This window comes from Aliamphritea ceti, from assembly GCF_024347215.1.
In the GTDB taxonomy this organism is placed as follows: Bacteria; Pseudomonadota; Gammaproteobacteria; order Pseudomonadales; family Balneatricaceae; genus Amphritea; species Amphritea ceti.
The window spans coordinates 102,298-124,868 of the sequence record NZ_AP025282.1; the positions used below are offsets into that span (position 1 = coordinate 102,298).

At 49.7% G+C, this 22,571-nt stretch carries 18 protein-coding genes and 1 tRNA gene; 14 read left to right on the forward strand and 5 right to left on the reverse strand.

What is annotated here, in order from left to right; all coding sequences use genetic code 11:
- Nucleotides 1–891: 891 nt before the first annotated feature.
- From hisF to hisB, 3 genes are read right to left on the reverse strand one after another with little or no spacing between them, the layout of a single operon-like run.
- The gene (gene hisF / locus OCU49_RS00445) at nucleotides 892–1,665 is read right to left on the reverse strand and encodes an imidazole glycerol phosphate synthase subunit HisF (protein ID WP_261843061.1); all 774 of its coding nucleotides are present in this window, start codon (nucleotides 1,663–1,665) and stop codon (nucleotides 892–894) included.
- 12 nt (nucleotides 1,666–1,677) lie between these two features.
- Nucleotides 1,678–2,322: an imidazole glycerol phosphate synthase subunit HisH gene (gene hisH / locus OCU49_RS00450; protein ID WP_261843062.1), complete on the reverse strand. Its 645-nt coding sequence runs from the start codon at nucleotides 2,320–2,322 to the stop codon at nucleotides 1,678–1,680.
- 22 nt (nucleotides 2,323–2,344) lie between these two features.
- Nucleotides 2,345–2,938: an imidazoleglycerol-phosphate dehydratase HisB gene (gene hisB / locus OCU49_RS00455; RefSeq protein ID WP_261843063.1), complete on the reverse strand. Its 594-nt coding sequence runs from the start codon at nucleotides 2,936–2,938 to the stop codon at nucleotides 2,345–2,347.
- Between the two features lie 348 nt (nucleotides 2,939–3,286).
- Between hisB and OCU49_RS00460 the strand changes: the two genes are divergently transcribed.
- The 8 genes from OCU49_RS00460 to OCU49_RS00495 all read left to right on the forward strand — a co-directional run bounded on the left by OCU49_RS00460 (nucleotide 3,287) and on the right by OCU49_RS00495 (nucleotide 12,799).
- Nucleotides 3,287–5,494, forward strand: a complete 2,208-nt coding sequence (locus OCU49_RS00460; RefSeq protein WP_261843064.1) for an AsmA family protein — start codon at nucleotides 3,287–3,289, stop codon at nucleotides 5,492–5,494.
- 43 nt (nucleotides 5,495–5,537) lie between these two features.
- Nucleotides 5,538–6,578 (forward strand): A/G-specific adenine glycosylase, encoded by a 1,041-nt coding sequence (gene mutY, locus OCU49_RS00465; protein WP_261845290.1) that lies wholly within the window; start codon nucleotides 5,538–5,540, stop codon nucleotides 6,576–6,578.
- 14 nt (nucleotides 6,579–6,592) lie between these two features.
- Nucleotides 6,593–6,865 carry an oxidative damage protection protein gene (locus OCU49_RS00470; RefSeq protein WP_261843065.1) on the forward strand — a complete coding sequence of 91 codons (273 nt, stop codon included), beginning with the start codon at nucleotides 6,593–6,595 and terminating at the stop codon, nucleotides 6,863–6,865.
- A gap of 127 nt (nucleotides 6,866–6,992) precedes the next feature.
- Nucleotides 6,993–7,068: transfer RNA gene (locus tag OCU49_RS00475), tRNA-Phe, on the forward strand.
- A 151-nt stretch (nucleotides 7,069–7,219) separates the two neighbouring features.
- Nucleotides 7,220–7,369, forward strand: coding sequence for a DUF2986 domain-containing protein (locus tag OCU49_RS00480; RefSeq protein ID WP_261843066.1), 150 nt, complete (start codon nucleotides 7,220–7,222; stop codon nucleotides 7,367–7,369).
- Nucleotides 7,370–7,730: 361 nt separating this feature from the next.
- The gene (locus OCU49_RS00485; RefSeq protein WP_261843067.1) at nucleotides 7,731–8,825 is read left to right on the forward strand and encodes an efflux RND transporter periplasmic adaptor subunit; all 1,095 of its coding nucleotides are present in this window, start codon (nucleotides 7,731–7,733) and stop codon (nucleotides 8,823–8,825) included.
- Nucleotides 8,826–11,903 carry an efflux RND transporter permease subunit gene (locus OCU49_RS00490; RefSeq protein WP_261843068.1) on the forward strand — a complete coding sequence of 1,026 codons (3,078 nt, stop codon included), beginning with the start codon at nucleotides 8,826–8,828 and terminating at the stop codon, nucleotides 11,901–11,903.
- Nucleotides 11,900–12,799 (forward strand): LysR family transcriptional regulator, encoded by a 900-nt coding sequence (locus OCU49_RS00495; protein ID WP_261843069.1) that lies wholly within the window; start codon nucleotides 11,900–11,902, stop codon nucleotides 12,797–12,799. Before OCU49_RS00490 ends, OCU49_RS00495 begins: the two co-directional genes overlap by 4 nt.
- An 80-nt stretch (nucleotides 12,800–12,879) precedes the next feature.
- Here the strand turns inward: OCU49_RS00495 and OCU49_RS00500 are convergent, their stop codons facing one another.
- Complete coding sequence (locus OCU49_RS00500) at nucleotides 12,880–13,596, reverse strand: glutathione S-transferase N-terminal domain-containing protein (RefSeq protein WP_261843070.1); 717 nt, start codon at nucleotides 13,594–13,596, stop codon at nucleotides 12,880–12,882.
- Between the two features lie 107 nt (nucleotides 13,597–13,703).
- Here OCU49_RS00500 and OCU49_RS00505 point away from each other — a divergent pair, with 107 nt between their 5' ends.
- From OCU49_RS00505 to OCU49_RS00515, 3 genes are all read left to right on the forward strand, one after another.
- Nucleotides 13,704–14,630, forward strand: coding sequence for a LysR family transcriptional regulator (locus OCU49_RS00505; RefSeq protein ID WP_261843071.1), 927 nt, complete (start codon nucleotides 13,704–13,706; stop codon nucleotides 14,628–14,630).
- A 96-nt stretch (nucleotides 14,631–14,726) separates the two neighbouring features.
- Entirely contained in the window at nucleotides 14,727–15,164 is a 438-nt protein-coding gene (locus OCU49_RS00510) for a DUF2141 domain-containing protein (protein ID WP_261843072.1), read from the forward strand.
- A 127-nt stretch (nucleotides 15,165–15,291) separates the two neighbouring features.
- A complete protein-coding gene (locus tag OCU49_RS00515; protein ID WP_261843073.1) occupies nucleotides 15,292–16,248 on the forward strand; it encodes a TAXI family TRAP transporter solute-binding subunit in 957 nt (318 codons plus the stop codon).
- A gap of 11 nt (nucleotides 16,249–16,259) precedes the next feature.
- Here OCU49_RS00515 and OCU49_RS00520 read toward each other — a convergent pair whose 3' ends face one another.
- Entirely contained in the window at nucleotides 16,260–17,834 is a 1,575-nt protein-coding gene (locus tag OCU49_RS00520; RefSeq protein WP_261843074.1) for a sensor histidine kinase, read from the reverse strand.
- 268 nt (nucleotides 17,835–18,102) lie between these two features.
- Here OCU49_RS00520 and OCU49_RS00525 point away from each other — a divergent pair, with 268 nt between their 5' ends.
- The 3 genes from OCU49_RS00525 (at nucleotide 18,103) to OCU49_RS00535 (ending at nucleotide 22,465) form a co-directional block, all read left to right on the forward strand.
- Nucleotides 18,103–19,095, forward strand: a complete 993-nt coding sequence (locus OCU49_RS00525; RefSeq protein WP_261843075.1) for a TAXI family TRAP transporter solute-binding subunit — start codon at nucleotides 18,103–18,105, stop codon at nucleotides 19,093–19,095.
- A 251-nt stretch (nucleotides 19,096–19,346) separates the two neighbouring features.
- Nucleotides 19,347–21,965 (forward strand): TRAP transporter permease, encoded by a 2,619-nt coding sequence (locus OCU49_RS00530; protein WP_261843076.1) that lies wholly within the window; start codon nucleotides 19,347–19,349, stop codon nucleotides 21,963–21,965.
- Between the two features lie 68 nt (nucleotides 21,966–22,033).
- Entirely contained in the window at nucleotides 22,034–22,465 is a 432-nt protein-coding gene (locus tag OCU49_RS00535; protein ID WP_261843077.1) for a universal stress protein, read from the forward strand.
- The last annotated feature ends 106 nt before the right edge of the window (nucleotides 22,466–22,571 follow it).

The following is a 22,571-nucleotide window of genomic DNA, read 5'->3' on the forward strand; positions in this document are numbered from 1 at the left end:
ACAGGGTTTTTCGCTGTGATAAATTGAAGTGCTTGTAAGTGATAATAGGTTTGGCTCTATATTTCTAGGTCTACGTGTAAGGGATGTTTATAAATGGAATTTTTAGGATTTACGATTCTTTTCATTGCATGGGTCTGGTCTGTTGCAAGGGGTATTCATGTTTCCTTTCTTTGCTGTGTACTGAATTTTATTTTTCCACCGATTTCCCAAGCAATATTTGCTATATATGAAGATACTATGAGAGGGCCATTAATAGGCCTTATTATTGGCATAGCTATATTATTTTTTACGGGAAGCATTTCCGTTTATACAATATGATATTTGTGTAATCAGCAACAACCATGAATAACAGTGTATCTATATAGTTTTTAACAGTCTGTTGAATTTGGATGATCTTTTTTGCTAACGCGTCTTGAAGAACGTGATTAGACTTTGTTTTTTGTGATATCGAAGTGAAGCACTTGAGTCCTGCACCCCTCTTCCCCTTATGCGCTGCGGAGCATTGCAGCGATTGAATGATCAGCGTTACAAACTGTTTGAGAGTGCGTAGCGGTCGAGTTTTTGTAGCGCCATTCAAGCGTGAAACGCGCAGGGGATCCGGCGTAGCCGGACAAGCATTGGGGCGGCCTTTAGATTCTTAAGACCTTTAGCCGTTTAAAGGTCTTGAGTCGCGTAAGCGAAAAGATCATCTCAATTAAAACTCAGCACAAAAACAAATAAAACACCCCATCCATCAGCCTGCCATTCGGCGCAGTCGAATAAAACCATCCGAATTAAAAATCCAGCACCGAAATAACGACAGAGTAATTAACCCTACTACCCTTTTGTAAAAAAACTTTAGACGAAAAAAACGGCCGCATAATAGCGACCGTTTAATAGCAAAAAGAGCGATCAGAGGCGCACCTCGATCCCCTTCTCCTGCATGTACTTCTTGGCTTCCGGAATACTGTACTCATTGAAATGGAAGATAGACGCAGCCAAAACCGCATCTGCCTTGCCTTCAATACAACCGGCAACCAGATGATCCAGATTACCAACACCGCCAGAAGCGATAACCGGTACGTTAACCGCCTCACTGATGGCACGGGTCACACCCAGGTCGTAACCGTTTTTAACGCCGTCCTGATCCATCGAAGTCAGCAGGATTTCACCAGCGCCCAGTTCGACCATTTTCTTTGCCCACTCAACCGCATCAATGCCGGTTGGTTTACGGCCGCCGTGGGTGAAAATCTCCCACTTGTCGGTTTCGCCGGGCTGGGACACTTTTTTAGCGTCGATGGCTACCACGATGCACTGTGAACCAAAACGTTCAGCTGCTTCACGGACGAATTCAGGGTTGAATACCGCTGCACTGTTAATCGATACCTTATCAGCACCGGCATTGAGCATAGTGCGGATATCGTCACAGGTACGGATGCCACCGCCGACTGTCAGTGGAATAAATACCTGTGAAGCCATGCGTTCTACGGTATGTACCATAGTGTCGCGGCCTTCATGGGTTGCCGTGATATCGAGGAAGGTAATTTCGTCAGCGCCCTGCTCGTCGTAGCGTTTGGCTACTTCAACCGGGTCGCCGGCGTCGCGGATATCAAGGAACTGTACGCCTTTTACAACGCGGCCGTTTTCAACATCCAGACAGGGAATAATGCGTTTTGCTAAAGCCATGATGCGTACCCTTTATACCTTGCCGTTCCAGTTGAGGAAGTTTTTCAGTAACTGCAGACCAACTGTATGGCTTTTTTCCGGGTGAAACTGCGTCATGAAGACATTGTCCCGTGCCATGGCAACGTCACAGTCCACACCGTAGCGGGTGCGACCTGCAACCAGTTCTGCCTGCTGTGCTTTTACATAGTAGCTGTGTACGAAGTAAAACCGGCTGTTATCCGGAATGTCAGCCCACAGTGGGTGGTCGATGGTTTGTTCAACCTGATTCCAGCCCATATGAGGGACTTTCAGGCGTTCGCCTGCTTCTTTCAGTTCGTCACCGAAGTAATTTACATTACCCTCAAAGTGGCCGAGACAGTCAACGCCGCCGTTTTCTTCTGAATGCTGCATCAGTGCCTGATAGCCGACACAGATACCCAGGAATGGCTTACCGGAAGCAATGGCTTCCGCTACTTCCTGATCAACGCCTAAGCGGCGGATCTCAGCCATACAGTCGCGGATAGCGCCAACACCGGGTAATAAAACCCGGTCAGCGGAGCGGACTTTTTCAGGGTCTGCGGTGACCCATACTTCAACGCCGTCGCCTACGTGCTCCAGCGCTTTGGCAACCGAGTGCAGGTTGCCCATACCATAATCTATTACTGCGATAGTGCTCATTGCTGAACCTTATTCTGAATAATTACAGGGAGCCCTTGGTCGAAGGAATCCGGTCGGCAGCACGGCTGTCGACTTCCAGTGCATTACGCATCGCCCGGCCAAACGCCTTGAAGATGGTCTCCGCCTGGTGGTGAGCGTTAAAGCCCTTCAGGTTATCGATATGCAGGGTCACGCCAGCGTGATTGACGAAGCCCTGGAAAAATTCCCAGAACAGCTGTACGTCAAAACGGCCGATGTTGGCACGGGTAAATTCGACTTTCATATCCAGGCCCGGACGGCCGGAGAAGTCGATAACCACACGGGACAGTGCTTCGTCCAGCGGGCAGTAAGCGTGGCCATAACGCATGATACCTTTCTTATCGCCAACGGCCTGTGCGAATGCCTGACCTAACGTAATACCGATATCTTCAACGGTGTGATGGTCGTCGATATGGTTGTCACCTTTGGCATGGATCTTCATATCGATCAGGCCATGACGGGCGATCTGATCCAGCATGTGCTCTAAGAAAGGTACGCCGGTATCAACATCAAGTTGGCCAGTACCGTCCAGATTCACGGCTACGCTGATCTGGGTTTCCAGGGTGTCACGGGTGACGGCGGCTTTACGTTCAGCCATTGTTGCTCTCCGCTTGGCGAATAATGCAGCGAGACGTGCTCGTAAGTGACTGCAGTATCCATGCTAGTAAAAGGCTGGAAAAAAGGCATTGGCTTGGCAATGCTTCCAGACGGCGCATTATACCCGCATTGTTCAGAGAATGCGCATCTCTTGGTTACACTTTCGATATGCAGTTTGGCGGCTCTGGTAATGCAGTCGACTAATACTTTCAGTGTTGTATCTGTCTGCGTAACAAAATTGCCGCCGTTAAGATTTTCTTAATGCCTGACAGCTACTATTTATGGAGTTATCATTCTTTATTAAACAGCTCTGCTTTCAGTTGGTTAGCGGTGAGCACAAGGAGGATTCATGAAGACTTTATTGAAGCTGGTCGGCGGAATAGTCGCCCTGCTGGTTGTGCTGGTGGTTGCCGGCGGGATTTTGCTCAGCACCGTATTTGACCCAAATGAATACAAGCAGGAAATCGAACAGCTGGCGCTGGATAACGGCGGAGTCGAGTTGCAGATCGGTGGTGATATTGACTGGTCGGTATTCCCCTGGCTGGGTCTGAAAATCAATCAGATTCAGGTTAGCTACCCGGGTAAGCCACAGTTTGCAGCACTAAATCAGGCACAGGTTGCAGTTGAATTGCCTGCTTTGCTGTCTGGTAACGTGAAGATGAAAAGTGTTGTGCTGGATGGCCTGCAGTTGGATCTGATCGCTGAATCCCCTACTTCGAATAACTGGTCGGCACCGCAAGCTGCAGATGCTGCTGCTTCCGCCAATGCTGAAAAGCCTGCTGAAGATGCTACTGCAGACGTTGCTGATGAAAGCACCGTGGAATCAGGCTCCGGTGCAGCGCTGGCGCTGGATATCGAAAGCATTGCGATTACCAATGGTCAGCTTACTTACACCGATAAAACCGCTGCCAGCAAAATTCAGCTGTCTGATTTGAATGTGGCTTCCGGTAAAGTCGTTACTAATGCTTTCTTCCCTGCCCAGCTGAGCTTTAACGCTGAACAGTATCAGGGCAGTGAAAAACAAATGACGGTGGCTGCAAAGCTGGATGCTGAGTTCTTCCTGGATTTGGAAAAACAGCTGTATCAGATTAAAGGCCTGAACAGCACGCTGGGGTTACAGGGCGCTGCTTTTAATGGCAAAACCGTACCGCTGGAGCTAAATGCAGACATTACTGCCGATGTAGCTAAGCAGCAGGTTAGCCTGCAGGGACTAACGCTGAAACTGGCGAACCTGGCAGCTAACGGTAACGTGACTGTGGATAACTTTGCCAAGCCTGCTTTTAGCGGTGATTTAGCAGTTGCCAGCTTTGAGCTGAATGCTTTGATGGATGCTTTAGGGCAGGCGGCAATAGAAACAACTGATCCAAATGTACTTAAAGCGATCAGCCTGAATACTAAACTGGCAGGCCCGGCCAATACGCTGGTGCTGGAACAGCTGCAGTTAAAGCTTGATGACACGACGTTTAACGGCCAGATTGCGGTTAATCTTACCGACAGTGCGCTGGCGCTGAATCTGAAAGGCGACAGCATTGATGCTGACCGCTATATGCCGCCAAAAGCGGAAGGCGAAGCCGCTTCCGGTGATGCAACGGGTTCAGACGGATCTGCAGCCGCTGCCGGTTCTGATGGCGAGCGTTATTCCAAAGAACCGGTTATTCCGGTTGAGCCACTTATGGGCCTGAATGTAGATGCGACTATTGGGCTGCAAAAGCTGCTGGTGTCGGGTCTGACCGTTAACAACCTGCTGCTGGACGTGGCCGCCCATAATGGTTTGGTGAAGGCCAGCAAGATAAATGCTGATCTGTATGGTGGTACAGTGCGTAACAGCCTCACCCTGGATGTGCGTAAGTCTCCGGTGAAGATGAACACTAAAAAGAATATCAGCAATATCCAGATAGGCGATTTACTCAATGATCTGGCGCAGGTAGATCGCATTACCGGTTCGCTGAGCAGCAAATCTGACGTAAATACCCGTGGTCGCTCGGTGTATGACATCGTGAACAGTATGACGGGTACTGCATCCGTGAATATGAAAGACGGTGAAATTAAAGGTATCGGTATTGCTCAGACGATTTGTCAGGGCTTCAATACTGTTGGCAGTCTGGGTCTGAATTCAGATCAGGTTGATCAGTCCACGCCTTTTGCGAATTTGAACGGTAATTTTAAGATTAAGAATGGTCTTGTGGATAACCGCGACCTGAAGGCTGAACTTGATGCAATTACGCTAAAAGGCGCTGGTAAAGTGAATGTGCCGGCGTCCAGCCTGGATTACCGTTTAGGCCTGACCATTGAAGAGAACCTGTTCAAGCAAACCTGTTCGGTGAATAACGCACTGGAAGGTGTGGAATGGCCGGTGGATTGTAAAGGTAGTTTTGATGACGATCCTGCCAAGCTGTGTAAGCCAGACCTGAGCGTGATTGAAGATGTCATTAAGGCACAGCTGAAAAAGAAACTGAAAGCTGAAGTAGAAACTAAGGCTAAAGCAAAAGTGGAAGAAGCCCTGAAGGATAAGCTGGGTGATGAAACCAAAGGTTTATTAAAAGGTCTTTTCAATTAAAAGCGCAACTAATAATTTAGCTCAACGCGAAGACTCAACTGCGATCCAGCCGCCATTTGCGGCGGCTGTACTCGACTGGTTTGATGAGCATGGGCGGCATGATTTGCCCTGGCAGGCAGAGAAGACCGCCTACTTCACCTGGTTATCTGAAATCATGCTGCAGCAAACTCAGGTAACCACAGTTATCCCCTATTTTCAGCGTTTTCGTGAGCAGTTTCCGACCGTTCAGGATCTGGCAGCTGCCGATATTGATGACGTATTGCACTTATGGACTGGCCTTGGCTATTACGCCCGGGCACGCAATCTGCATAAGGCCGCGCAAATGGTAGTGAGTGAATTTGGTGGTGAATTTCCGGTAGAGGTTGACGATCTGGAAAGCCTGCCGGGTATTGGTCGCTCCACCGCGGGCGCGATTGCTTCGATTGCCGGCGGTCGTCGTGCGGCGATTCTGGATGGCAATGTTAAGCGCGTGCTGGCCCGTTACTATGCAGTAGAGGGCTGGCCCGGGAATAATAAAGTGATGCAAGGCATGTGGGAGTTTGCTGAGCTGAACACACCAGCCAGCCGTTGTGGGGACTATACTCAGGCGATGATGGATATGGGTGCGACACTTTGTACCCGCAGTAAGCCTGCGTGTCTGCTTTGTCCGTTGCAAACAGGTTGCCAGGCGCTGGCGCAAAACCGTACTCATGAGTTGCCGGCTTCAAGGCCGAAAAAAGTCTTACCGGTTAAACAAACCCTGATGCTGATCATTACCGACAGCGATGACAATGTTCTGATGTATCAGCGTCCGCCAACAGGTCTGTGGGGTGGTTTGTGGGGCTTACCTGAAACTCAGGATCTGCGGGATGCAGAACAGGAAACCGGTTTGCCACTTGATCTGGACAGCGCTGAACCATTGGCACCTTTGCGGCATACTTTCAGTCATTTTCATCTGGATATAACCCCGATGCAGGTGAAATTACGTAAAGCCCCTACAAATAGTGTCATGGAAGGCGCAGCGACACTCTGGTATAACATCAGCCAACCGCAAAAGATTGGCCTGGCAGCCCCGGTTAAGAAGCTGCTGCAGGCACGAAAGTAATTCTGGAGAACATCATGACCCGCACCGTAATGTGCCGTAAGTACAAAGAAGAGCTTGAAGGTTTGGACAATCCGCCGTATCCGGGCCCTAAAGGCAAAGACATTTACGACACTGTTTCCAAAAAAGCCTGGCAGGAATGGACTAACCATCAGACGATGATCATTAATGAGAAGCATCTGAGCATGATGGATCCTAAGACCCGCGAATTCCTGCAGTCTGAATTGCAGAAGTTTATGGATGGCGGTGATTACGAGAAGGCCGAAGGTTACGTACCACCGTCTAAGTGATCAATTTTTAAGCGTTTTAATCGCCAGGTTTCACGAAGTTATTCCAGAGAATGACAAGATTGCAGAAAAGCAGTGATTAGCTGTTGACACTGCGCCGCGAAATCAGTTTAATACGCACCTCTTAAGTGCCCGGATAGCTCAGTCGGTAGAGCAGAGGATTGAAAATCCTCGTGTCCGTGGTTCGATTCCGCGTCCGGGCACCACTTAAGAACAAAATCATCCTGGCTGATTCTTGTAACAAAGAGCGCCGGGATTTTTTTTGCCTGAAATTTGGTTAAAGTAATAGATTCCTAATCTGTGTAGCAGCGCGCTGTATGCATGTGTAATGTGAATTTTATTTAGGTGAGGTCCGAAATGAATAAACGCACTAAAGTGGAAGGGCTTGTCCGCAAGCAAACTAAGAAAGCGACTGCTAAGCGCCGTAGTTTGTCGGGTAAACCTAAATATATCTCTAAGGCTGATCGGGAAAAGCTGGCAGAACAGGCGGCAGCTCCAGAGGCTTAATCCAGTAGCTGTTATTATCGGTTATTGAGCACAGTGACAGCTTAACTTCGCGATTGCGGGGTTTCGTCTTTCAGAAGCAATTCATTCGATGAGTTGTGAAGGTGCCTGTTGGCACTAAAAATTGATTCTTTTTCTCACACATATTTCTTACCTTATTAGTAATTCACCGTCTTTGTTCAAAGGCGTGTGTACTCATTTGCGTATTTTTTCCGTACAGATTCACGCCTGTATTACGGCTATATCACTCGACATATCCATTTATTGAATAACATCTATCAGTTTTGGACTATGTTATTACCTGTGGTGGAAAAATATACTCCGCGGATATCAGCTATCCATTCCGTTTATACAGGTATTTATCATGAAATTACGCAAGTTGTGGCTTGCCTGGTCGGTTACTGCCCTCGCCAGTCTGAATATGACGACTGCGGTGCAGGCCGCTGGCGAAGAATTAATCCGGCCAGCGAAGCTTTTGGTGCTTACCAGTCCGGACGATAAGTCTATGCGTACATTTCCGGCTGAGGTGAAAGCCAGTAGCCGGACTGAACTGGCGTTCAGGGTAGCCGGCGAATTGGCTGAGCTGACTGTCAGGGAGGGTGAAGAAGTAAAGCAGGGACAGTTGCTGGCACGACTCGACCCAACTGACTTTGAAGTTACCTTGCAGCGCTATCAGGCTGAATACAAGTTGGCCAACCAGCAGTTTCAGCGCATTAAAACCATGCTGAAGCGTAAGCTGGTTTCACAGTCGCAGTATGACGAAAAGGCAGCTGAACTGAGCATCAAGAAAGCTAACTTAAAACAGGCCCGCCTGAACCGGCAGTATACTGAGATTCATGCGCCTTATGATGGTCAGATTTCTCAGCGTCTGGTGGAAAACTACCAGAATTTACAGGCTAAAGAGCCAGTATTGGTACTGCAGTCTAATGATGAACTGGAGATCGAATTCCAGTTGCCTGAGTCAATTATTTCGCTGGAAACCTTACCTGATGCAGAAGAAAGTCTTGCTGATGTGACTTTTGATGCCAATTCCAGTGAAGTGTTTAAAGCTAAATATTTTGAGCGTACTGCGGAGGCTGATCCGGCAACGGGGGCATATACCATTACGATGAAAATGCCCCGGCCGGCATCGCTGCAAATTTATCCGGGAATGTCTGCAAGTGTCAGTTTTGATCTGAGCAAGGTTTTTGTGGTTAACGCTAATGGTTTTGTGTTGCCGGTGGAAGCGATCATTTCTGCAGATGACCAGCCAGTTGACAGTAAGCTGCGTCAGGTCTGGAAAGTTAACCCTGATGATATGGCTGTGTACCGTGCTGACGTTACTGTGGGTAGCCTGACAGCTAAAGGCTTACAGATTGAGTCTGGCCTGGAGGCCGGTGACATTATAGTTACCGCAGGTGCCAACTACTTACGTGAAGGTATGAAAGTACGTCCACTGAAGCGTGAGAGGGGTCTGTAAGTGAACAGTGCAGAGTATTTTATCCGTCATAAAGTCACCAGCTGGATGTTTGTTCTGTTGCTGGGTGTTGGCGGCACGATGTCTTTCTTTGGGCTGGGCCAGCTTGAAGATCCGCCATTTACGATCAAAGAAGCTTTGGTTATTACCACTTATCCGGGGGCTTCCGCCCAACAGGTGGAAGAAGAAGTGACTTATCCACTGGAGAATCAGATTCAGCAGCTTGCCTGGGTGGATAAAGTTAAGTCGATTTCATCGCCGGGTCTGTCACAAATCACCGTTGAGATTAAGAGCATTTACGCCGGTGATCAGTTACGACAGATATGGGATGAGTTGCGGCGTAAAGTTAATGATCATCAGGGGGCATTGCCGCCGGGTGTTAATACGCCCTGGGTGAATGATGACTTTGGTGATGTATTTGGTGTGCTGCTTGCCGTGACCGGCGACGGCTATAGCTATGAAGAACTAAAAGATTACATCGACTTTCTGCGCCGTGAACTGGTGTTGGTTGATGGCGTTAGCAAGGTAAGTGTTGCCGGTGCTCAGGCTGAGCGGGTAATCGTTGAGATTTCCCGTATTAAACTGAATTCTCTGGGCATTTCTATTGACCGGATTTATGACCTGCTAGCGACTCAGAACGTTGTTTCAAATGCAGGCTCCGTGCGGGTCGGCAGTGAATACATTCGTATATCACCGACCGGAGAGTTTACCGATGTTTCAGAGCTGAACCGACTGATTATCAGTGAGACGGGCTCATCGCAGCTTATTCGTCTGGGGGATGTGGCAGAAATTAAGCGGGGCTATGCAGAAGTACCGGAAAATCTGGTCTCTTATAATGGCGAGCAGGCGTTACATGTTGGTGTTTCGTTCAGCAGTGGCGTGAATGTTGTGGATGTTGGCGTTGCATTGCAGCAGCGTCTTGCTGAACTGGAGTATGAACGGCCGATTGGTATGGAGGTTTATACCCTCTATAACCAGCCGGTAGAAGTAGAAGCATCGGTGAATAACTTTATCAACAACCTGCTGGCAGCAATTGTGATTGTTGCGCTGGTGTTGCTCGTTTTCATGGGCTTCAAGAGCGGCTTGCTGATCAGTGCAGTGTTGCTGTTAACGATAATGGGCTCTTTTATCTTCATGAAGGTACTGGATCTAAACCTGCAGCGTATCTCGCTGGGGGCGCTGATAATTGCGCTGGGTATGCTGGTGGATAACGCCATCGTTGTCACAGAGGGCATGCTGATTAATTTACAGCGGGGTTATTCTAAGCTGGAAGCTGCCCGGCAGGTGGTGACACAGAATCAGTGGCCATTATTGGGCGCAACCATTATTGCTGTGCTGGCATTTGCGCCTATCGGGCTGTCTCCTGATGCTACGGGTGAGTTTGCCGGTTCTTTGTTCTGGGTGCTGCTTATTTCCCTGATGCTGTCATGGATCACGGCCATTACGCTAACGCCATTTTTCTGTGAAATGTTGTTTAAAGAGCAGCAGAAAACAGCTGATGAAGCACCGGCTGATCCTTATCAGGGATTTGTCTTTGTGGTTTATAAATCACTGCTGGACCTTTGCTTGCGCTGGCGCTGGGCGACCCTGACGGTAGTCTTGGGTGCGACCGTACTGGCTGTTGTCAGCTTCTCACAAGTGAAGCAGGCATTCTTCCCTCCTTCGACGACTGCAATGTTTCTGGTTGATTACTGGCGCAGTCAGGGGACCGATATTCGTGTTACCGCTGAAGATATGCGGGACATAGAGGCCTGGCTGCTGACGGATGAACGGGTGGAGTATGTCGCCACAACGACCGGACAGGGAGCGCTGCGCTATATGCTGACTTATGGTCCGGAGAAGCAGTATGCGGCTTATGGTCAGCTGATGGTCAGAACCGTCGACAGTGACTCTATTCAGGGTGTCCTGGCGGATCTTGATGGTGAGCTGAAAGCAAATTATCCACAGGCTCAGTTTAAATTGAAGCGCCTTGAAATCGGGCCTTCAACGGATGCCAAAATCGAATTGAGGATTAACGGCCCGGATCCGGATGTATTACGTCAGATTGCCAGTGAGGCAGTTACTGTTTTCAGGGAAGACCCGGTGGCAACGAATATTCGTCATGACTGGCGTGAACGTTCTAAGCTGATTCGCCCGCAGTTTCTGGAAGCGCAGGCCCGTAGGGCCGGAATCAGTAAGCAGGATCTGGATGCCATGCTGCAGCTGAATTTCAGCGGCAAAGATATAGGTTTATATCGCGATGGCACGACACTGTTACCGATCATTGCCCGAACCCCTGACAGCGAGCGGCTGAATATTGATAATCTGCCTGATCTGACAATTTGGAGCCCGCGCTATAACAGCTGGATTCCGGTTGATCAGATTGTGGGTAACTTTGATGTTGTCTGGGAAGACTCGCTGATTGTCCGTCGTGACAGGAAGCGTACTTTAACCTTAATGACAGATCCTGATCTGTTTGGAGAGGATACTGCCGCAGCATTACTGAGCCGTTTGCAGCCGAAAATTGAAGCGCTTGAGTTACCGGCCGGTTACAGCATGGACTGGGGCGGTGAATATGAAAGCTCCCGGGATGCACAGGCGCCGATTTTTAAGGCAATGCCACTGGGCTTCCTGGCTATGTTCCTGATTACTCTGGTGCTGTTTAACTCGGTGCGTAAGCCGCTGGTTATCTGGGCGACAGTACCGCTGGCAATTACCGGGGTGACACTTGGGTTGCTGGCGCTGAATCTGCCGTTTGGCTTTATGGCTATGCTGGGCTTTCTGAGCCTCTCAGGTATGTTACTGAAAAATGGTATCGTGCTGCTTGATCAGATCAATATAGAGCTGGACGCCGGCAAAGAACCTTATGCTGCAGTGTTTGATTCTGCTGTTTCCCGTGTGCGGCCGGTTTGTATGGCAGCAATTACAACCATACTGGGAATGATTCCGCTGTTGTTTGATGATTTTTTCGCCAGTATGGCGGTGGTAATCAGCTTTGGATTAGGCGTAGCAACTGTGCTGACTCTGATCGTTGTTCCCGTGCTTTATACCCTGGCATACAAAATTAAGTACCGTTCACAGAGTGAGATCAGTCAGTCATGAAGCTTGATGATTTAAGCCAGGTCGATCTGCGTTTACTGGTGGCTTTTAATGCACTTATGGAAGAGTTGAGTGTTACCCGTGCAGCAGATCGTCTGTCTTCATCGCAACCGGCTATGAGCCGTAATTTGCGCCAGTTGCGGCTGCTGTTTGCTGATGAACTGTTTACCCGACAGTCGCATGGTTTGGCTGCAACCCCCAGGGCCGAGCAGCTGCACCTGCAGATGCGGCCCTTACTGGACAGCATTTTGCGGCTGGTGGCGCCGGTTCAGCTGGATCCGATGCAATTAGAACGCTGTTTTAGCCTCAGCGTGATAGATCCGATCTCGCAGAGCCTTATCACGCCGCTGCTGAGCTATTTGCAGGAGCATGCACCGCTGGTCACTCTGAAGATCCAGGGATTGGAAGAATACAGCATGGATATGTTGGTGGCAGGCCAGCTGGATTTCATCATCAATTTTGGCAATGAAGCACCGGCAAATATACATTCAAGAATTCTGGCTGAAGAATTGCCTGTTTGTGTCTTTGGCCTGAAGCATCCACTGGCAGGGCGCAGTAGCATCAGTTACGAAGAGTTCATTGCTCAGAAGCATGTGGATTGCATACTGCCAGGCTTCTATGACGAGAATCTGCCCGACTGGCTGATGAATATTCCCAATCCGCATTTGCAGACTAATAATATGGTGACGGCGCTGAATGCGGTCTGTGACAGTCAACTGATGATGGTTGGCGGAGAACTGTTGTCACAATATTCTCCCCGGGTTAATGAAACGGTGCGTATACCTTTTGCAGAGAAAGAGCAGATTCCATTAGTCCCCATTCGTTTGCTTTGGCATAAGCGCTATCATGATGATCTGGCACATCAGTGGATGCGGAATATCATTAACCAGTTTATGTGAAGCGGTAACAGCCAGTATTGGAACGAACATACTGGCTGTTTTGCCTCGCTAAGCCTGCTTCGACAGGGCTTTAGAGTTGGTTAGTCTTTTGCCGGAGTTTTCCAGCCACGCTGCACGGCAGGGCGCTGGCTAAAGCGATCGACATAGGCGACCACATTTTTAAAGCTGCGGAATTCTGTAACCTCTCCCGCTTTGTAAAAGCTTTCGATAGTTTGTAGCCATGGTGCAATGGCAATATCAGCAATAGAGTAGTCGCCGGCGACCCAGTTCTGACCTTCGAGTTGCTGATTAAGCACGTTGAGTAAGCGTCGGGTTTCATTGATGTAACGTTCACGGGGACGTGGATCTTCAATGTCTTTGCCGGCAAAGGCGTAAAAGAAACCTAATTGGCCGAGCATTGGACCGATGCCACCCATCTGGAACATTAACCACTGAATGACTTTGGCTTTTTCTGCCGGATTATTGCCGATCAGCTGGCCGGTTTTCTCGGCCAAATAAAGCAGTATGGCGCCACTTTCAAACAGGCCCATTGGCTGGTCATTAGGGCCGTCAGGGTCAATGATTGCCGGAATTTTGTTGTTCGGATTGAGCGATAAAAACTCCGGGCTTTTAACATCTGCGTCTGCCAGCGTGACCAGATGAGCTTCGTAGTCCAGCCCCATTTCTTCCAGGGCAATGGATATTTTTACGCCATTTGGTGTTGGGTAGGAATACAGCTGTAGTTTATCCGGTGTGCTGGCGGGCCAGCGCTGGTTAATTGGAAAATCAGTTACTGTCGTCAGGGTTGTTTCGGTCATTGTCTAATCTCTTACTTATGCTGAGCATTTACCCGGGGATGAGGTTGCTCATTGCTTGCAGTTAGATTATGTTTTGAATGTTTTAGAAACAATTGGGTAATTTGAAATTGAATGTTCGCGATTTAGAGACAATTGGTTTTCGTACTTTATCGATATACGTGACTGTCTGTCAGACTTTGAATCTGACCCAGGCAGCTGAGTTACTGGCATTGCCAAAGTCTACGGTCAGTAAAGAGGTTTCCCGGCTGGAAGAGCATTTACAGAGCCGGTTGCTGGAGCGCTCTACCCGTAAAGTGAGCCTGACAGAAGCGGGTAAGCTGGTGTATGAACGGGCATTTCAGCTGGTAGAAGAATTTCGGTCCCTGCGGCAGGATGTGCAGTCACTTGATACACAGGTACAGGGGTTATTAAAACTGACAGCACCGCCTGTGTTGGGCGAATACCTGACTGCCACTTTGCTGGCGGACTTCATGCTGCAGTGGCCAAAAATTACTGTAGCACTGGAGTTGTCTTATGCTTTCGATGATCTGTTTGCGCAAAGTATCGACTTAGGATTCCGTATAGGTCAGGTCGCGGATGACCGGCTGGTGGCCCGGAAAATAGGTTCTTCATCACGCATTCTGGTGGCCAGCCCTGAATATCTGGCCCAGCATCCCGCAATTAAGGAACCTCAGGATCTGGTTGAGCATAATTGTTTGCGCTTTCAGTACAACCCGACAGATACCGACTGGGTACTGACCTGTGGCGAACATACCTGCTCAATTCCGGTTAGAGGTAACTTCTACTGCAGTAATATCGAAGCCCTGAAAAATGCCGCTTTACGGGGCTTGGGAATTACGCAGTTGCCGGTAAGTTCGGCCCGTGAAGAGTTAGAGAAAGGCACGCTGGTTGCTGTGCTGGATGGGTTGTGTGTGCCGCCTATGCCGATTTATCTGGTGTATCGCAGCGGAGTGAACAAGCCGCGTAAGCTTCAGGCGTTACTGGATTTTATTGACCAGTGGGTGGCGGATGGAAAGTTTTGTTTTGATCAGTAGTGTCGTCCTAACAGTTTATTAACCGTCAAACTGTTTGAATGAATGTTTAGCCAAAAATGTAAGTTAGAAAATTAAGTTTGTAAAAAAGGTGAGTGAATGAAAGCAGGATTGGGTTGGTTGATGGCGATATTGATGTCTGGTGCCGTACAGGCAACAGATCTGGAAGTTAGAGTCGATAATTTGCAGTCGACTAAGGGCCAGGTAATTATTGAACTGGTTAACCAGCAGATGTATGAGTCAGAAGCTGATCTGGAAGCCTTGTACTCAGTGGTTTTGGAAACGCGGGTGCCGTCAGTACAGCATATATTCAGGGAGCTGCCACCGGGGGATTATGCGATACAGGTCATTCATGATCTGAATAGCAATTATGATCTGGACTTTAACGTGTTTACGGGGCCTTCTGAGCCACTGGGTTTATCACGCATAAAGCGGGTAGAGTTGGAAAATTTACCGGACTGGCAGCGGATAAAGTTCTCCCTGCAGGATCTGGTTATCAGATCCCAGCCTGTGGTTATGACTGTGACCCTGAACTAGCCTGAGCAGGCTCAATATGCCTGGCTTACCGGAGCGGTTTTAGGTGTGTTCAGGTGATTCTGTTAAACTGCCGCAAATTTGATCAGTTTCGTTTTAGTTCTTAGAGAGTTGTTAATAAGAGAGCAATATGAAGTATTGGTGGCAGTCCTGTCTGATGATGCTCTGTGGAACGGTGTTTTCGATCACCGCCATAGCAGAAAGCAATATTGTCTCACTGGGTACCGGTGGCGTGACAGGCTTGTATTATCCGGCGGGTGGTGCGCTTTGTCGGTTGGTAAACCGTACCCGCAGCGAACATGGGATCCATTGTGTGGTGCTCAGTACGCCGGGCTCTGTGAACAATCTGCAAAAAGTGACCAGCGGTGAACTGGATCTGGGCATTGCTGAAGCGGGTCAGTTATATGACGCGCTGCATGGCCGGGGAAAGTTTCAGGAAGCCGACACTGAATTGCGGGCTTTGTTTAGCCTTTATCCGGAATACATTTCGGTGCTGGTACGTGGCGACAGTGGCATTGAACATTTAGCAGATCTGCGGGGGAAGCGGATCAATATTGGCCAGGAAACCAGCAGTCAGCAGATCACTTTCGGGGCGCTGATTAAGGCCCGTGGCTGGCAGCTGGAGGACTTTTCTGAAGTGCACCGACTGGCACCGGCAGAACAGGCAAGGGCGTTATGTGAGAACCGTATTGATGCCACGCTCTACGTGGTTGGGCATCCCAGCGGCGCGATTAAGGAAGCAGTGCGTGACTGCGATAGTAAGCTGATCAGCCTTAGCCCGGCGGATATCCGCGCCCTGACCGAAAATAACCCACACTATTATCCACAGGTGTTAAATACCGAGTTATACGGCCTGACAGACGGGGTTAAAACAGCCGGTGTGAACGCTACTCTGTTTACCCGGGCGAATGCTTCTGAAGACGCTGTATATGCGGTTGTTAAGTCACTGTTTGGCCAGTTTGAACGCTTCCAGCGTATGCATCCGGCGTTTACTGAGCTGGATATCAAACGCATGGTAACCACGCCGCTGGCCGCGCCTATGCATCCGGGTGCTGTACGGTATTTTCGTGAAGCGGGTTTGCTCTGAGCCGTATTACCTTAATGCGGGTTATCAATTTCTACCGGTAGATCAAGACGGAAATGTGCGCCTTTTTCGGTTGGCAAAGAATCGATATGACCTTTGAGTAACTGGCTCACCAGGTTAAACGCGATATGCATGCCCAAACCGCTACAGCCCTGGCTGCGCTTAGTGGTCATGAAAGGTTCAAAGAGTTTCTGGTGCCAGCCTTCCGGTACGCCTATTCCATCGTCACAGTAATCAATAATGACCCGGTTATCGGCATGGCGAATCTGAATATCAATGTGGCCGCCGCGCTGGTTTTCAAAGCCGTGCAGCAGGGAGTTGAGAATCAGGTTGGTGAATATCTGGTAATAACTGCCGGGATAGCTGTCCAGTAGCAGTTGTTTTGGCCCGTTAATGTTTATTTCCGGATTACAGCGCTTCAGACGTGGCTTTAATGAGAGCAAAACCTCATCCATATACTGCATCAAATCGAATGGCCGGCGTTGCTCGCTGGACTGATCCACCGATACCTGTTTGAACGCCCGGACCAGTTGAGCGGCCCGTTCCAGGTTCTGACAAATTAAATGGCTACTTTCTTCAGCGGTCGCTGCCAGTTCATCGTCAGGGTGACGCTGCAGATATTCCTTAGCCTGATCAGACAGAAAAGACGCGGCGGTAAAACCAATACCAATAGGTGTGTTTATTTCATGGGCAACGCCGGCAACCAGGCCGCCCAGAGCAGCCAGTTTTTTGGATTCGACTAACTGTCGTTGGGTGGCCCGCAGGGTTTCCAGAGTGTCGTGCAGCTCAGTGTTACGTTCTTCCAGTTCGCGGGTCCGGTCGGTTACCCTTTGCTCCAGTTCGGCGTTTAGCTTGGCCAGTGAGCGTTCTGCATCTTCGCGCTTACTCATATCGTGCAGCATGGATTCTCGCATGCTGTTCATCGCATCAACTACCTGGCTGATCTCATCGTCCCGGTGTTTTTTGTTGCGCTTCAAAACCAGTGGCAGGTCGAGCTGGTCCAGCTTTAGGCGGCGGGCGTAGCTGGCCATCGTTCCAAGGTGCTGGGTAATGAGCCGGTGAAAGATGGTTAGAATGAAAATAGACACCAGAAAGGTTTTGATGCCCTGAGAAGCAAGAATCACCAGTACTTTGTCGGTCAACCGGCGATAGACTTCATCCAGACTGATAACCAGGGTCAGATCGCCCACCGGAAACACGGTGCCATCTGCACCCTGATGGCTGAGGTTGTAATTACGCTCAACAATCGGCCCTTCTTCAGGGCGGGTGCCGGCCGAGTAGTAATCACCGTATTGTGAGCTGATTTCTAGATAGCGAATATCTGGCAGCTGGTGGAGGCCATCCAGCTGTACCTGAATCTGTGCCGGGCTTATCTCCCAGAGACTGTTGGACAGGCTGTTCAGTGAGCTGGTTTCAATCTGTTGCAGACGTTCATCAATAGCCGACAGTTCGTAACGGTAATCCAGCCATAGCTGGGTGCCGGTAGCGATCAGAGTAATCGCCGAGCTGCACAGCAATATAGCTGCAAGCAAACGTATCCCCAGTGGCTTCTGATAACGGAGCTGATTAAGACGCTGCAATAAAATCATGTGGATCAAGTCTGCCTGATGATGACTGTGTGCTCATTGTAATTCTCTCTCTACCTTAAGCAAATTCCCTTCGGCTGCCAGTAATTTACCGGCTCTGGCACGTAAGGAGGTTTTATTGGCATGGCTGGCGGTCATGGCTTCCCTGGGTTTCTTTTATGTTGTAGCGGTTTCCTGACAAACACGGCTGCAGTTGGTAACTCCTCTCACTGACTGTGACCGGCATATAAAGCCCGCCAGGCGGGAATAATAACGATAACAAGGTATGACCATGTCTCTGAAGAATAAATTAGCAACAACTCTGTTGTCCTCAGCAGTAGGCTTCGCCGGTATTTTCGGCGCCACTGCAGCGAACAGCGCTGACCAGACTTACGTAACTATCGGTACCGGCGGCCAGACTGGCGTTTACTATGTGGTTGGTCAGTCTATCTGTCGTCTTGTAAACCGTCAGACTGACGATCACGGCATCAAGTGTACTGCGCCTTCTACCGGTGGTTCTGTTGCCAACATCAATGCGGTTCGTCAGGGTCAGCAAGACATGGGCATGGCTCAGTCTGACTGGCAGTTCCACGCACTGAATGGTTCTAAACACGATACTTTCAAACAGCAGGGTAAGTTTGAAGACCTGCGTGCTCTGTTCGCTGTTCATAACGAACCTTTCACTGTTGTTGCCCGTGCTGATTCCGGTATTGAGTCTTTTGACGATCTGGCTGGTAAGCGCGTTAACCTGACTAACCCAGGTTCCGGTACCCGCGGCACGATGGAAGTCATCATGGAAGAGAAGGGCTGGACAAACGAGACCTTCAAACTGGCGGCTGAACTGAAGTCTGCTGAACAGGCTCAGGCTCTGTGTGATAACAAGATCGATGCAATGATCTATGCAGTTGGTCACCCGTCCGGTGCGATCAAAGAAGCGACTACTTCCTGTGACGCAAAAGTAATTCCGGTTACTGGTGCTGTTATCGATAAGCTGATTGCTGAAAATGATTTCTACGCACCTGCAAGCATCCCTGGTGGCATGTACAAAGGTAGCGACGGCGATGTAGCTACTTTCGGTAATGCAGCAACTATGGTGACGTCTGCTCAGGTTGATGCGGATACTGTTTACGAAGTTGTGAAAGCGGTATTTAACAACTTTGACCGTTTCAAGCGTCTGCACCCTGCGTTCGCTAACCTTGATCCTAAGAACATGATTGCTAACGGCCTGTCTGCTCCACTGCACGAAGGTGCTGTTCGTTACTACAAAGAACAGGGCTGGATGTAAGTCGTTTCCCCTCATACGGACACGTTTTCAGATACCTGCAACGCTCACTTGTCGATTATGGCCTGCAGGTATCTTTTTTACATGAGGAAACGGTCAGAAGTTCTCCTGATCTGCTGACTGTTTTCATGTCCCTCGCAGAGAGCTAGCTCTCTGCCGAGCCCTCCATCAGCCGGGCACCCACAGACAGTTTTGTCTGAGGGGCTGAATACGGAGGGCTCTTTTTTTAGCCATGCTGTTTTTTGGAGCTGATTATGACAACTACGCAAAACAGACAGGGAGAGGTTGAAGAACAGGAACTTCAGGAAATGGTTGCCGCCAATGATACCGGCGCCCGAATTCCTGAGGGCTGGCAGGGTAAAGTACTACTCGGTGCTGCACTGTTCTGGTCACTGTTTCAGCTATGGATCGCGTCTCCACTTCCTTTTTACGACTGGCCTTTAATAGGCAGTTTCGGCATTTTCAACGACACTGAAATCCGTGCAATTCACTTAGGTTTTGCAACCTTTCTGGCATTTACAGCCTACCCGGCTCTGGCCCGCTCTCCTCGTCACCACATCCCTTTGATGGATATCGGCCTGTGTCTGATTGGTGCATTCAGTGCGTCATATATTTTCCTGTTCTACGATCAGTTAGTTAGCCGTCCGGGTCTGCCGAATATGCAGGATCTGGTTGTTTCTGTTATCGGTCTGGTATTGCTGCTTGAAGCTGCCCGCCGAACGCTGGGACCACCGCTGATGATTGTCGCAATTGTGTTCCTGACTTACTCGCTGGCCGGCCCGTATATGCCGGATATCATTGCGCACAAAGGTGTGTCGCTTGAAGAGTTAGTTAACCATCAGTGGCTGACCACTGAAGGTGTGTTCGGCATTGCTCTGGGCGTATCTTCCAGCTTCGTTTTCCTGTTTGTACTTTTTGGTGCTTTGCTGGACAAAGCCGGCGCCGGTAACTACTTCATTCAGGTAGCGTTTTCATTGTTGGGCCACATGCGTGGCGGTCCGGCGAAAGCCGCGGTGGTTTCGTCTGGCCTGACGGGTCTGATTTCCGGGTCTTCGATTGCGAACGTAGTGACCACCGGTACCTTTACTATTCCGATGATGAAGCGGGTTGGCTTTTCGTCTGAGAAAGCTGGTGCGGTTGAAGTGGCTTCTTCGGTGAATGGTCAGATTATGCCGCCGGTAATGGGGGCAGCAGCCTTCCTGATGGTGGAGTACGTTGGTATCTCCTACGTACAGGTCATCACCCATGCATTTTTGCCGGCACTGATCTCGTATCTGGCACTGGTGTATATCGTGCACCTTGAAGCACTGAAACTGGATATGCAGGGTTTGCCACGTCGTGGTGCGATCAAACCCTGGCAGCTGCGTATTTTTGGCATGCTGACGGGCTTCCTGCTGACCGCCGCACTGGCAGCAGCGGTGTATTTCGGTATTGGCTGGATTAAACCGATGTTCGGTGAATATGCAGGCATTGTCATTGCAATGTTGCTGGGTGGAGCTTACCTGTACTTACTGAGCTGTGCCGCGAAAGTTCCTGATTTACAGTTGGACGACCCGAATGCACCTATGGTGCAGCTACCGGAAGTTGCGCCGACGGTTAAATCCGGCTTGCACTTTTTACTGCCAGTCGTTGTGCTGGTGTGGTGTCTGATGGTTGAGCGTCTGTCACCGGGATTATCAGCTTTTTGGGCAACCGTATTAATGCTGTTTATTCTGGTCACCCAGCGTCCGCTGATCGCCTGGTTCCGTAACGAACAGGGTATTGCCCAGCGTTTACGTCAGGGGGCAAATGAGCTGGTAGACGGTCTGATCGTCGGTGCGCGGAATATGATTGGTATCGGCATTGCCACTGCAACGGCCGGCATCATCGTAGGTGCTGTATCGCAGACCGGCGTGGGCTCAGTGCTGGCGGATCTGGTGGAAGTGCTGTCCATGGGCAACCTTCTGCTAATGCTGATTCTTACCGCGATTCTCAGCCTGATTCTGGGCATGGGTCTGCCGACCACAGCAAACTACATCGTTGTTTCTTCTCTGTTGGCTCCAGTGGTTATCTCACTGGGCCAGGAATCCGGATTAATCGTACCGCTGATTGCTGTGCATCTGTTCGTATTCTACTTCGGCATTATGGCAGACGTGACCCCACCGGTTGGTCTGGCCTCTTTTGCCGCGGCGGCAGTGTCCGGTGGTGATCCCATCCGGACCGGTTTTGTCGCCTTCAGCTACAGTCTGCGTACTGCGGCGCTGCCGTTCCTGTTTATCTTCAACACTGATCTGTTGTTGATAGATGTGACCTGGCTGGAAGGAATCCAGATCTTCATCGTGGCTACCATTGCGATGTTGATCTTTACCGCTGCGACCCAGGGGTATTTCTTCGCCCGTAACCGTTGGTACGAAACTGTCTTACTTCTGTTGATTGCTTTTTCGCTGTTCCGCCCGGGTTTCTGGATGGACAGGATTGTTGAGCCTTATCAGCAGATTGCGCCACAAACATTGGTACAGGCCGCGGGTGATATTGCTCCGGGTACCGAGCTGCGCTTCTGGATTGACGGCGAAGATGCTGTCGGTAACCAGCGCTCATTTTTGGTCAATCTGGTGTTAGGTGAAGGTGCTGATGGCGCCGAGCGACTGGCAAATACCGGTGTGGAACTGCTGGCAAACAATGGTAAGACAGTCGTCGATTTTGTTGCCTTCGACAGCGCTGCAGAGCGTGCCGGACTCGCCTTTGATCAGGTGATTACCGGTGTCGAGGCACCGCAGGCTCAGCCTGCCAAACAGCTAATGTATATCCCTGCGGTAGCATTGCTGTTGGTGCTGATTACCCTGCAGCGGCGACGTCGCACTACACAGGCAAAGCTGACGCCTGCCGAAGCGTAATCCGCATCGGCGACTATTATCCGGTTATTCACAGGCGGTGAATAACCGGAACATTCGAGGAATGAGTGATGTTTAAAAAAGTACTGGTGCCGGTTGATCTTTCAGAACCTGAATTTGTTCAGGACGCATTGAAACTGGCATTGCGGGAAGTACAGGAAAATCAGGCCGAATTGCATCTGGTTACAGTTGTGTCCGGTTTCAGTAACTCGCTGGTAGCGTCGTTTTTCAGTGAAAGCGATCATCAGCATGCCATGAAGGAAGTGGCCCGCAAATTCAAAAAATATGCAGACTCAGTACTGCCGGACGGTGTCCAGCCTGTGCTGAAAGTGTACGAAGGATCTCCGGCGGAAATGATTATTCGCTATGTCCGCAAAAAGGAAATGGATCTGGTAGTGATGTCGGCACATCACCGTTCCCGAATGAATGAGTTCTTGCTGGGCTCTGTCTCAGCACGGGTAGCAGAACGGGCAGGATGTTCCGTAATGTTGCTGAAAAACTAACTTGTTTGGAGTTGGTTGTTAAGGACGTTTTGTTTGCTATGTTTGTGAAGGGGAATATTTCATAGCTGGCATAAAACTGTCCTTATTTTGAAGGATCATGCCTGAG